This window comes from Pseudomonas sp. Emmai, from assembly GCF_055179735.1.
In genome coordinates, this window is record NZ_CM143685.1 from 831351 (window position 1) to 846892 (window position 15542).

At 60.4% G+C, this 15542-nt stretch carries 8 protein-coding genes; 3 read left to right on the top strand and 5 right to left on the bottom strand.

The window, feature by feature from the left end; all coding sequences use genetic code 11:
* The first annotated feature begins 250 nt into the window (after positions 1 to 250).
* Together ACY4LX_RS03715 and ACY4LX_RS03720 are read left to right on the top strand one after the other, a co-directional pair.
* Positions 251 to 574, top strand: a complete 324-nt coding sequence (locus tag ACY4LX_RS03715) for a hypothetical protein (protein ID WP_463259200.1) — start codon at positions 251 to 253, stop codon at positions 572 to 574.
* A 937-nt stretch (positions 575 to 1511) separates the two neighbouring features.
* A complete protein-coding gene (locus ACY4LX_RS03720) occupies positions 1512 to 2348 on the top strand; it encodes a 23S rRNA (adenine(2030)-N(6))-methyltransferase RlmJ (protein ID WP_123402494.1) in 837 nt (278 codons plus the stop codon).
* Positions 2349 to 2446: 98 nt separating this feature from the next.
* Here the strand turns inward: ACY4LX_RS03720 and msrA are convergent, their stop codons facing one another.
* The 5 genes from msrA to aceE form a co-directional block, all read right to left on the bottom strand.
* The gene (msrA, locus tag ACY4LX_RS03725; RefSeq protein ID WP_149659220.1) at positions 2447 to 3094 is read right to left on the bottom strand and encodes a peptide-methionine (S)-S-oxide reductase MsrA; all 648 of its coding nucleotides are present in this window, start codon (positions 3092 to 3094) and stop codon (positions 2447 to 2449) included.
* A gap of 69 nt (positions 3095 to 3163) precedes the next feature.
* Positions 3164 to 5857: a sensor domain-containing phosphodiesterase gene (locus ACY4LX_RS03730; RefSeq protein ID WP_149659221.1), complete on the bottom strand. Its 2694-nt coding sequence runs from the start codon at positions 5855 to 5857 to the stop codon at positions 3164 to 3166.
* A gap of 290 nt (positions 5858 to 6147) precedes the next feature.
* On the bottom strand, positions 6148 to 7542 hold the full coding sequence (locus ACY4LX_RS03735) for an alkaline phosphatase D family protein (protein WP_463259201.1): 1395 nt from the start codon (positions 7540 to 7542) through the stop codon (positions 6148 to 6150).
* A gap of 276 nt (positions 7543 to 7818) precedes the next feature.
* Positions 7819 to 9438, bottom strand: coding sequence for a dihydrolipoyllysine-residue acetyltransferase (gene aceF, locus ACY4LX_RS03740; protein ID WP_463259202.1), 1620 nt, complete (start codon positions 9436 to 9438; stop codon positions 7819 to 7821).
* Positions 9439 to 9449: 11 nt separating this feature from the next.
* Positions 9450 to 12095, bottom strand: coding sequence for a pyruvate dehydrogenase (acetyl-transferring), homodimeric type (gene aceE, locus ACY4LX_RS03745; RefSeq protein ID WP_133837944.1), 2646 nt, complete (start codon positions 12093 to 12095; stop codon positions 9450 to 9452).
* Between the two features lie 383 nt (positions 12096 to 12478).
* Between aceE and glnE the strand changes: the two genes are divergently transcribed.
* Positions 12479 to 15418 (top strand): bifunctional [glutamate--ammonia ligase]-adenylyl-L-tyrosine phosphorylase/[glutamate--ammonia-ligase] adenylyltransferase, encoded by a 2940-nt coding sequence (gene glnE, locus ACY4LX_RS03750; RefSeq protein ID WP_463259203.1) that lies wholly within the window; start codon positions 12479 to 12481, stop codon positions 15416 to 15418.
* The last annotated feature ends 124 nt before the right edge of the window (positions 15419 to 15542 follow it).

Consider the following 15542-nt stretch of genomic DNA (forward strand, 5'->3'; position numbering starts at 1 on the left):
TGGCTGTCGCTGCGAATGCAGTGGCAGGGTGTAGGAACCCTTAGGTATTCACCGCGCATCTGCGCTGTCGTCTGATTGCGGCACTTAATTCGTGTCCGTAAGATCGTTCGCGGCGGTTGTGCGCGGGACACGCTTCGGCGTGGCTGAGTTTGGTGGGTACCTCAGTTTCCTACTCCCGCGCACGGCTGCCACCCAAGCCCGTAGGAAAGGCCGTTGGTAGCTTCAATCTATCCCCCAAGGTCTAAAAAAAATGAAAACTCTTCACCCCGACCCACCCTACGAAAAACCAGTTCCTCACCCCGACAACCGCTACATGGCACTTACCAGCAATTGCTGCGAAATGCCCACCCTGTTCGTCGATACCCACGCCCCGCTCGATGTTTTGTATGACGCTGCCAACTATCGAATCCGCGCCGTTACCCAGGTGCTGGAAAACCTGTCCATGCGCGATTCAATCGAATGTGAGTCCTTCATCCTCAGTGACTTTGCCTTGCTCTGTGCCATTCCGTTACGGGATGGGTGTGATGTGCTGGATTTGATTGGGCGGCGGTTGCGGGCTCGGTCGCCGGAGTAAGGCTGCGTGATGATCGTTCCCACGCTCCTGCGTGGGAATGCCGCCGGGGACGCTCTGCGTCACCTCGGTGTCCGGCGCGACATCGGTGGTGCAGCTGGAACGCGGAGCGTCCCGGGAGGCATTCCCACGCGGAGCGTGGGAACGATCGTGCGTCGGTGTTTTATGGTGGCTGTGCGCGGGGCGCTTTTTGAGTGCGACGGGTGTCTGACGTCCCGGTCTTCCACACCTGCGTACGGCCACCCCCATGATCGTTCCCACGCTCCTGCGTGGGAATGCAGCCCGTGACGCTCTGCGTCACCTCGGTGTCAGGCGCGACATCGGTGGTGCGGCTGAAACGCGGAGCGTCCCGGGAGGCATTCCCACGCGGAGCGTGGGAACGATCGTGCGTCGGTGTTTTATGGTGGCTGTGCGCGGGGCGCTTTTTGAGTGCGACGGGTGTCTGACGTCCCGGTCTTCCACACCTGCGTACGGCCACCCCCATGATCGTTCCCACGCTCCTGCGTGGGAATGCAGCCCGTGACGCTCTGCGTCACCTCGGTGTCCGGCGCGACATCGGTGGTGCAGCTGGAACGCGGAGCGTCCCGGGAGGCATTCCCACGCGGAGCGTGGGAACGATCGTGCGTCGGTGTTTTATGGTGGCTGTGCGCGGGGCGCTTTTTGAGTGCGACGGGTGTCTGACGTCCCGGTCTTCCACACCTGCGTACGGCCACCCCCATGATCGTTCCCACGCTCCTGCGTGGGAATGCAGCCCGTGACGCTCTGCGTCACCTCGGTATCAGGCGCGACATCGGTGGTGCGGCTGGAACGCGGAGCGTCCCGGGAGGCATTCCCACGCTGGAGCGTGGGAATGATCAGAGTGCGGAATGCCCGCTCGGCCGTGAACCCCTGACGTTCGGCTCGGTACAAGGTAAACTTCCCGGCCTTCGCAGGAGCAATCATGAATTATCGTCACGCCTTCCATGCCGGCAATCACGCCGATGTGTTCAAACACCTGACTTTGACCCGCCTCATCGCCCTGATGTCGCGCAAGGAGCAGCCGTTTGCCTATCTCGACACTCACGCCGGTATTGGTCTGTATGACCTGCAGGGTGATCAGGCGAGTCGTACCGGGGAGTACCTGGAAGGGATCGCGCGGTTGTGGGATCAGCCGGATTTGCCGGCGCTGACCGCCGATTACATGAAGGTGTTGCACGACATGAACCCGGATGGCCAGTTGCGCTATTACCCGGGCTCGCCGGAGTTGGCGCGGCGCCTGACGCGGCCGCAGGATCGGGTGATGCTCAACGAGAAGCACCCCGAGGACGGTTTGCTGCTCAAGGACAACATGGCCGGTGATCGTCGGGTGAAGGTTCACTTGGGCGAAGGCTGGCATGTGCCGCGGGCGATGTTGCCGGTGCAGGAGAAGCGGGCGGTGATGTTGATTGATCCGCCGTTCGAGCAGCTTGATGAGATGCAGCGTTGCGCGGCGTCGCTCAAAGAAGCGGTGGGGCGGATGCGTCAGACCGTGGCGGCGATTTGGTACCCGGTGAAGGACCAGCGTCTGCTGCGTCGTTTCTATCAAGACCTGGCGGGCTCGGGCGCGCCGAAGTTGTTGCGGGTGGAGTTGTTGGTGCATCCGCTGGATACGCCGAACAGCCTGAACGGTTCGGGGTTGGCGATAGCGAATCCGCCGTGGGGGCTGGAAGAGGAATTGCGTGAGTTGTTGCCGTGGTTGTCCCAGAAGTTGGGGCAGACCCAGGGTGGGTGGCAGATGGATTGGCTAATTGCGGAGTAGCAGCGGTAAGTGGCAAGCGGCAAGCGACAAGTAAAAACGGTTAGCGCAGGGCTTTTACTTGAAGCTTGAAGCTTGAAACTTGCCGCTTATAGCTATCTTCAGATCGGGCAAACCACGCCTGTACCGCCAATTCCGCAATACCCTTCAGGGTTTTTGGCCAGGTACTGCTGGTGATACGCCTCGGCGAAGTAGACCGTCGGCGCTTCGTCGATTTCGGTGGTGATGGTGCCTTTGCCAGCCTTGGTCAGTTCAGCCTGGAACACTTGTTCGCTGTGCTTGGCGGCGGCCAACTGATCCGGGTTGGTGGCGTAGATCACCGAGCGGTACTGGGTGCCGATGTCGTTGCCCTGGCGCATGCCCTGAGTCGGGTTGTGCAGTTCCCAGAACATCTTCAGCAATTCTTCGTAGCTGACTTTGGCCGGTTCGTAGACCACCAGGACCACTTCGCTGTGGCCGGTCAGGCCGGAGCAGACTTCTTCATACGTCGGGTTCGGCGTAAAGCCGCCGGCGTAACCCACCACCGTACTGACCACGCCTTCGCGCTGCCAGAATTTGCGTTCAGCGCCCCAGAAGCAGCCCAGGCCGAAAATTGCGAAATCCACATCCATGGCGAACGGGCCCAGCAGCGGCGCGTCGTGGACGAAGTGTTTTTCCGGCAGGTTCATCGGGGTTTCGCGGCCGGGCAGAGCTTGTTCTTTAGTCGGGAGCACGTTTTTGTTCACCAGAATTTCCGAGCGCAAGACCATGATCAGTCCCCTCAGTCAGGTTGAATGTAAATTGTCAGACACTCAGTTTGCCCGAGTGTTTCGCCGCTGTCAGGCGAGAGGACCGCGCGGGTAGCGTTTGAGCTTTTCGATCAGCTCGGAACCCGGGATCGGGCGGTCGAACAGGTAGCCCTGGCCGACGTCGCAACGGTGGCGCCGCAGGAACGCCAACTGCTCGGCGGTCTCGATGCCTTCGGCCACGACCTTGAGTTTCAGGTTGTGGGCCATGGCGATCACCGCGGAGGTGATTTCCATGTCGTCCTGGTTGTCCGGGATCTCGTGGATGAAGCTGCGATCGATCTTGATGATGTCGATCGGGAATTTTTTCAAGTAGCTCAGCGACGAGTAACCGGTGCCGAAGTCGTCCATGGCCAGGGTCAGGCCCAGGCGCTTGAGTTGGTCGAGCTGCAAGTGCGTGTCTTCGGTGGCTTCCAGCAGCAGGCCTTCGGTCAGTTCCAGCTCCAGCAGGTTCGACGGCAGGGCTTCTTCCTTGAGGATGCTGGCGATGGACGCCACCAGGTCCGGGTCGGAGAACTGCTTGGGCGACAGGTTGATTGCCACTTGCAGGTTGCCCAGTCCAGCAGCCGTCAATTGCTTGCTCATGCGGCAGGCCTGGCGGGCGATCCATTTGCCGATCGGAATGATCAGGCCGGTTTCTTCCGCCACGCTGATGAACTGGTCCGGGCGGATCATGCCTTTTTCCGGATGGTTCCAGCGCAGCAAGGCTTCCATGCCCAGCAGGCGACCGCTGCGCAGGCACAGCTTGGGCTGGTAGAACACGTCCAGCTCGTTCTGGGTCAGGGCGCGACGCAGGTTGTTTTCGACAAACAGCTTGTAGCTGGCCTCGGCGTTCAACGCTTCGGTGAACACCTGGACCTGATGTTTACCGTTGGCCTTGGCCTTGTGCAGCGCCAGGCCGGCGTTGCGCATCAAGGTCTGCGGGTCGCGGCCATGCAGCGGCGCGCAGGCCAGGCCCACGGAACCGGTGACGCTGATCAACTGGTTATCGACGAACATCGGCTTGTCGAGGGTCGCCAGCAACTGGTTGGCGACTTGCTGGCCGGCCGAGAGGTCGGTGTTGTCCAGCAGCACGGCAAATTCGTTACTGGCGAAGCGCGCCAGGCTGCCGCTGGAGCTCAGGCTATTGCGCAAGCGCCGGGCGAGGCTGATCAGCAGTTTGTCGCCGGTCTGATGGCCGAGGCTGTCGTTGATCCGCTTGAAGTTGTCGATGTCCACCAGCAACAGGCTGATAGGGGTATCGCTGTCTCGGGCGAAACGTTCATCCAGGTTACGGATAAACGCCGGGCGGTTGCCCAGGTTGGTCAGGTTGTCGGTGTAGGCCAGGCGCTCGATGCGCTGCTGAGCCAGTTTGGTCTGGGTGATGTCTTCGTAGATGCCGATGTAATGGGTCAGTTCGCGGTTGTCGCCATAAACCTTGGAGATCGACAACTGGCCCCAGTACGGTTCGAGGTTTTTGCGCCGGCTCTTGAATTCGCCCTGCCAGCTGTTGCTCTTGGCCAGCGCCGAGGGCGCGTCGAACAACAGTTCGCTGAGGTTCTCCAGCGCCGGCAGTTCCGACAGGCGCTGGCCGTGGACTTCTTCGGTGCTGTATTGGGTGATCGCGGTGAAGCTCGGGTTGACGTACTCGACCACGCCGTCGCAATTGACCAGCAAAAAGGCGTTGGCACTTTGCTCGACCGCACGCTGGAACAGGTGCAGGGCGCTGGTGGCGGTGCGGCGGTTGTGGTTGTTGATGACCTGGGCGAACTGATCCGCCAGCTCACCGGCAAAGGCGATTTCGTCCGATTGCCAGGCGCGGGTGGCGCCGGTCTGCTCCAGGCACAACACGCCGACCACTTGGCCATCGACGCGGATACTGGCGTCGAGCATGGCGTTGACGTCCCGTGGACGCAGGCTTTCGGCCATGTCCCGGGTGCGCGGGTCGCGGATCGCGTTGTGCGCATCGATGGCGCGGCTGGTGTGCAGGGCGTCGAGGTAATCGGGGAAACTGCTGGCGTCGATCGGCTCCGGCATCAGGTATTCCTGAGTGGCGCGGTGATAGGCCGAGATCGGCACCAACGTTGAGCCTTCGAGGTTCCACAGGCTGGCGCAGTCGATTTCGTAGATGTCGCAGGCACAGCGGGTGATCAGTTCGGCGGCTTCTTTCAGGGAATTGCCGGTGCTGTAGCGCTGGCGGGTCAGCAGCAGGATCAAGTCTTGCTGGGCACGCACCCGGTCCAGGTGCTGCAGTTGTTCCTGCTGCGCGCGCTGGTTGAGTTCCAGGGCGATTTGCAGGCGCGAGTTCTGGGTTTCCAGGTCCAGGGCCGGCAGCAGCGGCTCACCGTCGAACAAGCCATCGACGACCAGCAGGTAGCCGCGCAGCAGGTGCCGATTGTGTTGTTTGTAGGCTTCGCCGAGTTCCAGCAGGCTCAAGGTGCCGGCGGCGGTGTGCAGGGTGTAGCGAATCAGGTAATGCGGGCTGTCGGCGAGTTGCAGCTGGATCGCGTCATGCAGTTGATAGCGCGCTTCGGGCTCCATCAGGCTGGCGTAGGGCGAACCTACCAGCGCACACAGCTCCACCGCTGGCAGGCCGAACTGGCGTTCGCAATTGGGATCGAGAAACAGCAACGCCCAGCTCGCTTCATTCAGCCGTTCGAAACGCAGCATGCCGAGCCGCGAGGGCACAGGCAACTGCGTCACTACCTCGGCCACCATACGGCTGGCGGCATCGGGTTGGCTTTTCATGGGAGGGAACTCGCTTCGAATATGCTGATCGCGCCGGGCTCTCGCCCTCTTAACTGTTGCCTGCGGCAAGGTTGCATCATTGCGGCACCGACTGACAAGAGACATGAAGGCCAAGTGCTATAAGAATATGTCGGCAGGAGGGGGGATTTCTCCAGCGCGGGGGTGAAAGTAATCGTTTGGAGCCCTGTGGCGAGCGAGCTTGCTCGCGCTTGAGTGCGCAGCGCTCACAAAAATCCTGAGGCCGCTGCGCAGCCCAGCGCGAACAAGCTCGCTCGCCACGGGATTGCGAATTACCTTAAGGGAATGCTGATGGATTGCAGCAGCCCGCCCTCCCGATCGTGGTAATTGACCCGAATCTGCTCAGCCTCAACCACCAGATGCGCAAAGTTATCCTGGCTGACCACCTTGCTCGTCAGTTCGTGCTGATAGTCCCCGGCGGTTGTTTGCGCCAAAGGCTGATCGAGGATGAACGTCGATTTGTGGGCATACGGCAGCAGCTTGCTGTTGCACAGCGGCGACGAAACGATGGTGTGCACCTCGAAGTCCGGATCTTCGCTGTGGGTCAGACGACTGGTCAGCGAGCCGTGGACATCGCCGGAAACGACGATGACGTTCTGGATGCGATGCGTACGAATGGTTTCCAGCAGCCGCAGGCGTTGTTCCGGGAACGCCTTCCACGCGTCATCACCATGAAGCTTCCGATCGGGGTAGAACATCACGCTGGTGACCACGAACTTCACCCGCGCCGGGCTGTGGATCAGCCATTCAAGCAGCGCTTGCTCCTGTGCTTCATCGAGGATCCGTCGATCCTGGGCAGACAAATTGCGTCGGGTCCGGCTATCGGTGATAAACCATTCAATATCACCCTCGGCAAACTGGTACCAATACTGTTCCAGCTTCCGGCTTATTTGTCCGTTCGCCAATAGTTCATGCGCGGGGCTGTGGCTGGCCTGATACAACTCATAGGCGGCGATGGCGTTTTTATACAAGTAATCATCGTTTCCGCTTTTATTGGCCGGCCAGTTGTCTTCGATTTCATGGTCGTCGAGGATCATGTAAGTCGATGTGCCGGACATCAACTTACTGATATTGGGTTGGGAAAACGCCGCCCGGTACTTGCTGAGGATGTCCTTGTATTCACGGTCAGGGGCAATACGGTTCATGTCATCGACATAGATCTGGTCTCCGGTCATCAGCGTGGCGCTGATCGGCGGATTGGCGTGCTCCGCCAGTTGCGTGATCGAGGCAAAGATCCGGTCGCCCAGATGCGGCGCCGAGGCAATGCCCGCCGTCATGCGCAGGTAGCGGCACGAGCCGACGATATAGGCTCGGGGCTGCGCGTGCTGGCTGGAGCGAGTGCGAAATTGATAGATCTCCCGCGGCCATTGCAAGGGCAACTCCTGCACCGTTTCCACGGTATGCACCGGGTTCATCGGGCTGAACCAGCCAGCCTGATATTCGTACTCGGTATCTTCACCCAGATTATTTAATGCAATAACGTCGGACATATCCCGCAAGAGCGACAGTTTGGCAAACACGCCTTTAGTCCAGCGTTCATCGCCCGCGCGCCGGTAACGGATGCCGGCAAATACGGTGTCGCTGTCCTGTGTATTACCGCGCAAGAAAATGCGCGCGTGATGAGTTGTAGTGTGGCCAATGATCGGGCCGACAGTCGGTTTGAACATGTTTCGAATCCGTTCGAAGTAATGCTAACTAAGCTATTAAGGGTGTCAAAGTTCGTGCTGAACTTATGGCAACTAAGACTAGTTACTGGCCGGCAAAAAATATCGAGTCGAAGGGGACTGGAGTTGTAGGTGAAATCAGCCAGGAATGTAGGAAAGTGCCGAGGTTTTTACGAGGCAAAAAAAGCCCCGCCAAATTGGCGGGGTTGAGGTACGAGCGTGGCGCTCGGAAATCTTGGAACACAACAGGCCCTCCGGTGAAGGAGGGCCCATCGGTTGTTACAGCAGGATGGTGCGGATGTCCGCCAGCAGGTCGCTCAGACGCTTGGTGAAGCGTGCAGCAGCGGCGCCGTTGATCACACGGTGATCGTAGGACAGCGACAGCGGCAGCATCAGTTTCGGCTGGAAGGCTTTGCCGTCCCAGACTGGCTGGATGGTTGCCTTGGAAACACCGAGGATTGCCACTTCCGGCGCGTTGACGATCGGCGTGAAGCCGGTGCCGCCAATGTGGCCGAGGCTGGAAATGGTGAAGCAGGCGCCTTGCATGTCGTCAGCGGTGAGCTTCTTGTCGCGGGCCTTGGCAGCCAATACGGCCGCCTCAGCCGCCAGCTGCAGAAGGCTCTTCTGGTCGACGTTCTTGATGACCGGTACCAGCAGGCCATCCGGGGTGTCGACCGCGAAGCCGATGTTCACGTACTTCTTGCGGATGATCGCCTTGCCGCTTGGTGCCAGCGAACTGTTGAAGTCCGGCAGTTCCTTGAGCAGGTGCGCGCACGACTTGAGCAGCAGCGGCAGGATGGTCAGCTTGACGCCGGCCTTTTCCGCCACGGCTTTCTGTGCGATGCGGAACGCTTCCAGGTCGGTGATATCAGCCGAATCGAACTGAGTCACGTGCGGGATGTTCAACCAGCTGCGGTGCAGGCTCGACGCGCCGATTTGCATCAGGCGAGTCATCGGCACTTCTTCGGTTTCACCGAAGCGGCTGAAGTCCACGACCGGAATCGGCGGGATGCCCGCGCCGCCGGTTGCGCCAGCCGCAGCGGCCGGTGCTTCCTTGGCCTTCTGCATCATCGCTTTGACGTAAACCTGCACGTCTTCTTTGAGGATGCGACCGTGCGGACCGCTTGCGCCAACCGCGTTCAGCTCGACGCCGAATTCACGGGCCAGTTGGCGAACAGCCGGGCCGGCGTGAACCTTGGCGCCAGGCTTGGCCGGGGCAGCAGCAGGTGCGGCCGCTACCGGTGCGGCAGCAGGTGCAGCGGCGGCTGGAGCAGAAGCGGCAGCAGCGGCCGGAGCCGGTGCAGCAGCAGGCGCAGCGCCTTTGATTTTCAGCTTAAGGATCAGGTCGCCAGTACCGACTTCGTCATCCAGCTTGATGGAAACGCTTTCCACCACGCCTGCGGCAGGCGATGGGATTTCCATGCTTGCCTTGTCGGATTCCAGGGTGATCAACGACTGATCAGCGGCGACGGTATCGCCAACCTTGACCTGGATCTCGATGATCTGGGCCTTGCCCGACGAACCGATGTCCGGCACGTACACTTGCTGAACCGAAGCGGCAGCAGGCGCGGCAGCCGGAGCAGCGGCGGCAGGTGCAGCAGCCGGTTTCGCTTCAGCCTTGGCAGCCGGCGCAGCAGCGGCAGGCGCAGGGGCCGGTGCAGCGGCACCTTCGACTTCCAGCTCCAGCAGTTCGTCGCCTTCTTTCAGGCGATCGCCCAGCTTCACTTTCAGGCTCTTGATAATGCCGGCTTTCGGCGCAGGCACTTCCATGCTCGCCTTGTCCGACTCAAGCGTCAGGATGCTCTGGTCGGCTTCGATACGGTCGCCGACCTTCACAAAGAGTTCGATTACTTCACCTTCACCGCTGCCGATGTCAGGTACTCGAATGAGTTCGCTCACAGATTGTCTCCTCAGCAGTCCAGTGGGTTGCGTTTTTCCGGGTTGATCCCGAACTTGACGATAGCTTCAGCCACCACCTTAGGTTCGATATCACCACGGTCAGCCAAGGCTTCCAGGGCTGCCAACACCACGAAATGACGGTCGACTTCGAAGAAGTGACGCAGCTTTTTACGGCTGTCACTGCGACCGAAACCGTCGGTGCCCAGGACTTTGAATTCCTTGGACGGGACCCACTGACGAATTTGTTCAGCGAACAGCTTCATGTAGTCGGTAGACGCGATGACCGGACCTTTACGGCCGTTCAGGCACTCTTCGACGTAGCTCAGCTTAGGCTTCTGGCCCGGGTGCAGACGGTTGCTGCGCTCCACGGCCAGGCCGTCGCGACGCAGTTCGTTGAAGCTGGTAACGCTCCACACGTCAGCGCCGACGTTGAACTCTTCACGCAGGATCTTCGCGGCTTCGCGGACTTCACGCAGGATGGTGCCGGAGCCCATCAGCTGAACGTGGTGCGCCGCTTCGCGGGTGTCTTCTTCGAGCAGGTACATGCCCTTGATGATGCCTTCCTCGACACCGGCCGGCATGGCTGGCTGCTGGTAGGACTCGTTCATCACGGTGATGTAGTAGAAAACGTCCTGCTGCTCTTCGGTCATCTTCTTCATGCCGTCCTGGATGATCACCGCCAGCTCATAGCCGTAGGTTGGATCAAAGGTGCGGCAGTTCGGGATGGTGCCGGCCAGGATGTGGCTGTGACCATCTTCGTGTTGCAGGCCTTCGCCGTTCAGCGTGGTCCGGCCGGCGGTGCCGCCGATCAGGAAGCCACGGGTACGGCTGTCGCCAGCGGCCCAGGCGAGGTCGCCGATACGCTGGAAGCCGAACATCGAGTAGAAGATGTAGAACGGCAGCATTGGCTGGTTGTGGCTGGAGTACGAAGTACCGGCAGCGATGAAGGAGCTCATGGCGCCCGCTTCGTTGATGCCTTCTTCGAGGATCTGGCCCTTCTTGTCTTCCTTGTAGAACATCACCTGGTCTTTATCGACTGGCTCGTAGAGCTGGCCGACGGACGAGTAGATGCCCAATTGACGGAACATGCCTTCCATACCGAAGGTACGGGCTTCGTCCGGGATGATCGGAACAATGCGCGAACCGATTTCCTTGTCCTTGACCAGTTGCGCGAGGATCCGCACGAAGGCCATGGTGGTGGAAATCTCACGGTCGCCCGAGCCGTCAAGGATGGCCTTGAGGGTGTCGAGTGGCGGCGTCGGGATGTTGAAGCTTTGCGCGCGGCGCTGTGGCACGAAACCGCCCAGTGCAGTGCGGCGCTCGCTCAGGTAGCGGGCTTCGGCGCTGTTGGGTTCTGGCTTGAAGAACGGCAGATTTTCCAGCTCTTCGTCGCGTACTGGGATGTCGAAACGATCGCGGAACAGCTTCAGGCTTTCAACATCAACCTTCTTGGTGTTGTGCGCAGTGTTCTTCGCTTCGCCGGCACCGGTGCCATAACCCTTGATGGTCTTGGCCAGGATGACGGTCGGTTGTTCTTTGTGGTTGACCGCTTCGTGGTACGCCGCGTAGACCTTGTACGGGTCGTGGCCGCCACGGTTGAGTTTCCAGATCTCGTCGTCGGACAAGTCTGCAACCATCGCCTTGAGTTCTGGCGAGTTGAAGAAGTGTTCACGCACGAACGCGCCGTCTTTGGCTTTGTAGTTCTGGTACTCGCCGTCGATGACTTCGTCCATGCGACGTTGCAGGATGCCGTCGACGTCTTTGGCCAGCAGTGGGTCCCAGAAACGGCCCCAGATGACTTTGGTCACGTTCCACTGAGCACCGCGGAACACGCCTTCGAGTTCCTGGATGATCTTGCCGTTGCCGCGAACCGGGCCGTCGAGGCGCTGCAGGTTGCAGTTGATGACGAAGATCAGGTTGTCGAGCTTCTCGCGGCCAGCCAGGGAGATGGCGCCCAGGGATTCCGGCTCGTCGCACTCGCCGTCGCCCAGGAAGCACCAGACTTTCTGCTTGCCTTCAGGGATGAAGCCACGGGCTTCCAGGTACTTCATGAAGCGTGCCTGGTAGATCGCCTGGATCGGGCCAAGGCCCATGGATACCGTCGGGAACTGCCAGAAATCAGGCATCAGCCAAGGGTGCGGATAGGACGACAAGCCCTGGCCGTCGACTTCCTGGCGGAAGTTGTTCATTTGTTCTTCGGTGATGCGGCCTTCCATGAACGCACGGGCATAGACGCCTGGCGAGGTGTGGCCCTGGAAGTAGATCAGGTCGCCGCCGTGTTCGTCGGTCGGGGCCTGGAAGAAGTAGTTGAAGCCGATGTCGTACAAAGTGGCGCTGGAGGCGAAGCTGGAGATGTGACCGCCCAGGTCCGAATCTTTCAGGTTCGTACGCATCACCATGGCCATCGCGTTCCAGCGAACCAACGAGCGAATGCGGCGTTCCATGAACAGGTCGCCAGGCATGCGTGCTTCGTGGGTCACAGGAATGGTGTTGCGGTATGGCGTGGTGATGGCGTAAGGCAATTGCGAACCGCTGCGGGTTGCCAATTCGCCCATACGGGTCATCAGATAGTGAGCGCGGTCTTCGCCTTCTTTGTCGAGAACCGATTCCAGGGCGTCCAGCCATTCCTGGGTTTCGACGGGATCGAGGTCTTGCATGGCTTGCTCCAGGGCGGAAAGGCTTCCAGAATCGGTTGCCTGAGTTTGCGACTGGCCTTGTGGGCAGACGATATAAATTCTTGGATTGCCGAGAGGTTGTTCCGGCGGCGTGTAGTTTTACTACAAATCAACGGGCATTTCAGCCTTTCGAATGTATAGACGAGTAGTAAAACTACAGATGAATGGCTTGTGGCCTCCGGCTGCGTTGTGAGAATAATCGTTAAGGTTGGTCTTTTGCCAACCAGAAAAGGTGAAAGCTTGATGTTGGCTGCCAAAATAAAAGAAATTTCAGCTATTACTAACCTTTGTTCGACAGTCGGTCACGTAGCGTGTTTTCAAGAATCACTACATGCAGCCCTTCACACGCCGATCAAGGATAGACCATGACCCTGCCTTCGCTTGCCGAACTGCCCGCCATTCTTGAGCCGTTGGTCACCCGTGCCGAGCAGTCGTTCCGTGCGGCCGTTGCCTTATTAGAAGACGATCATGGTCTGTCGACCTGGACGCCAGAGCGCTGGGCGCAATTGGCCCGCGTCAGCGCCGCCAGCGACTTCGTGATTGAACAGAGCGTTCGTGACCCTTTGATGTTGCTCGCGCTGGTGCAGTCCGGTGAACTGGATCGCGCTTTTGCCCCCGGCGAACTGTGCGCGCAGATTGCGGCGGCGGTGAATGCGGCGGAAAGCGAAGATGAACTCGGTCGGGTCCTGCGCCGCCAGCGCACCCGCCAGCAAGTGCGGATCATCTGGCGCGACCTGACCCGCCAGGCCGATCTGGTCCAGACCTGCCGCGACCTCTCGGACATGGCCGATGCGAGCATCGATCAGGCCTATCAGTGGTTGTACGCGCGGCATTGCCAGCAATTCGGCGTGCCCACCGGCCGGCGCAGCGGCGAGCCGCAGCAAATGGTCATCCTCGGCATGGGCAAGCTCGGCGCCGTGGAGCTGAACCTGTCCTCCGACATCGACCTGATCTTCGCCTACCCCGAGGGCGGCGAAACCGTGGGCGTGAAGCGCTCGCTGGATAACCAGGAGTTTTTCATTCGCCTGGGCCAGCGCCTGATCAAGGCGTTGGACCCGATGACCGTCGATGGTTTCGTGTTCCGCGTCGACATGCGCCTGCGCCCTTACGGTTCCGCCGGTGCACTGGTCTTGAGCTTCAACGCGCTGGAGCAGTATTACCAGGATCAGGGCCGCGACTGGGAACGCTACGCGATGATCAAGTCGCGGGTGGTGGCCGGCGATCAAGTGGCCGGCGCGCAATTGCAGGAAATGCTGCGCCCGTTCGTTTACCGGCGTTACCTGGACTTCTCCGCCATCGAAGCGCTGCGCACCATGAAGCAGCTGATCCAGCAGGAAGTGCGGCGCAAAGGCATGGCCGACAACATCAAGCTCGGCTCCGGCGGCATTCGTGAAGTCGAGTTCATCGCCCAGGCGTTCCAGCTGATCCACGGCGGTCGCGACCTGAGCCTGCAACAACGTCCGCTATTAAAAGTCTTGAGCACCCTGGAAGGTCAGGGTTATCTGCCGGCACCGGTGATCGCCGAGCTGCGCAACGGGTATGAATTCCTGCGTTACACCGAACACGCGATCCAGGCGATTGCCGATCGCCAGACCCAGATGCTGCCGGACGGTGCACAGGATCAGGCGCGGATTGCTTACATGCTCGGCTTTGCCGATTGGGATGCGTTCCACGAGCGGCTGATGTATTGGCGCGGTCGCGTGGCTTGGCACTTCGCTCAGGTGATTGCCGATCCCGATGAAGAGGAAGGCACTGAGGCCGAAGTGGTGGTCGGTGGTGAATGGCTGCCGTTGTGGGAAGAATCCCAGGACGAAGAGGCCGCGTGCCGGCAATTGGAGCAGGGCGGCTTTGCGGATGCTTCCAAGGCCCTGAAAACCTTGGCCAGCCTGCGCGGCAGTCCGCAGTTGCGCGCCATGCAGCGTTTGGGGCGCGAACGCCTCGATGCCTTTATCCCACGGTTGCTGGCCCAGGCGGTGGAACACGCCAATCCAGACCTGGTGCTGGAACGGGTGCTGCCCTTGGTGGAAGCCGTGGCTCGGCGTTCGGCTTATTTAGTGTTGCTCACGGAAAACCCCAGCGCGCTGCGGCGCTTGCTGACCCTGTGCGCCGCGAGTCCATGGATTGCCGAGCAGATCACCCGTTTCCCGTTGTTGCTCGATGAGTTGCTCAACGAAGGCCGCCTGTTCAAGCCGCCGCTGGCGCCGGAACTGGCCGCCGAATTGCGCGAGCGCCTGACGCGGATCCCCGAGGACGACCTCGAACAGCAGATGGAAGCCCTGCGCCATTTCAAACTGGCGCACCGCTTGCGTGTTGCCGCCTCGGAAATCGCCGGCAGCCTGCCGTTGATGAAAGTCAGCGATTACCTGACCTGGCTCGCCGAAGCGATCCTCGAACAAGTGCTGGCCCTGGCCTGGCGTCAAACCGTGGCCAAATACGGCACGCCGCTGCGCACCGATGGCACCTTGTGCGATCCCGGCTTCGTGATTGTCGGTTATGGGAAGGTCGGCGGCCTGGAATTGGGGCATGGTTCGGACCTGGACCTGGTGTTTATCCACGATGGCGATCCGCAAGCGGAAACCGACGGGGCCAAGCCGATTGATGGCGCGCAGTTCTTTACGCGGCTGGGGCAGCGGATTATTCACTTGCTCACGGCGCAGACCAACTCCGGTCAGTTGTACGAAGTGGACATGCGTTTGCGACCGTCCGGTGCGTCGGGGTTGCTGGTGAGTTCCCTCGGGGCGTTTGCCCGGTATCAGGAAAACGAGGCCTGGACCTGGGAACATCAGGCGCTGGTACGGGCGCGGGTGTTGGTGGGCAGCCAGGAAGTCGGCCAGGCGTTCGAGAAGGTTCGGGCGGCGATTCTGGGCAAGGCCCGGGATCTGCCGACCTTGCGCCAGGAGGTCAGCGAGATGCGCGCCAAGATGCGCGATAACCTCGGCAGCAAGAGCACCGCCGCCGGCACCGGGGCAAATGCCTTCGAGGCCACGGCGCCGTTCGATCTCAAGCAGGACGCCGGAGGTATCGTCGATATTGAATTTATGGTGCAATACGCGGCCCTGGCGTGGTCCGAACAGCACCCGTCATTGCTGCGCTGGACCGACAACATCCGCATTCTGGAAGAGTTGGAAAAGGCAGGACTGATGCCCGTCGAAGACGCGAGCCTGCTGCGCGAGGCCTATAAAGCCTACCGCTCCGCCGCGCACCGACAGGCCTTGCAGAAGGATCCCGGGGTGATTCCAGGCGACCAGTTCGTGGACGAACGGCGGCAAGTGTCGCGGATCTGGCGTGAGCTGGGGCTAAGCTGAAGCTGACTTGGAGTGTGGCTGGCTTTTGTGGCGAGGGGGCTTGCCCCCGTTAGAGTGCGAAGCGCTCCCAAATCAGATTGCGCGGTCCGTCAGATGAAAATGCAGTGGCAGGTTTTGGGTCTGC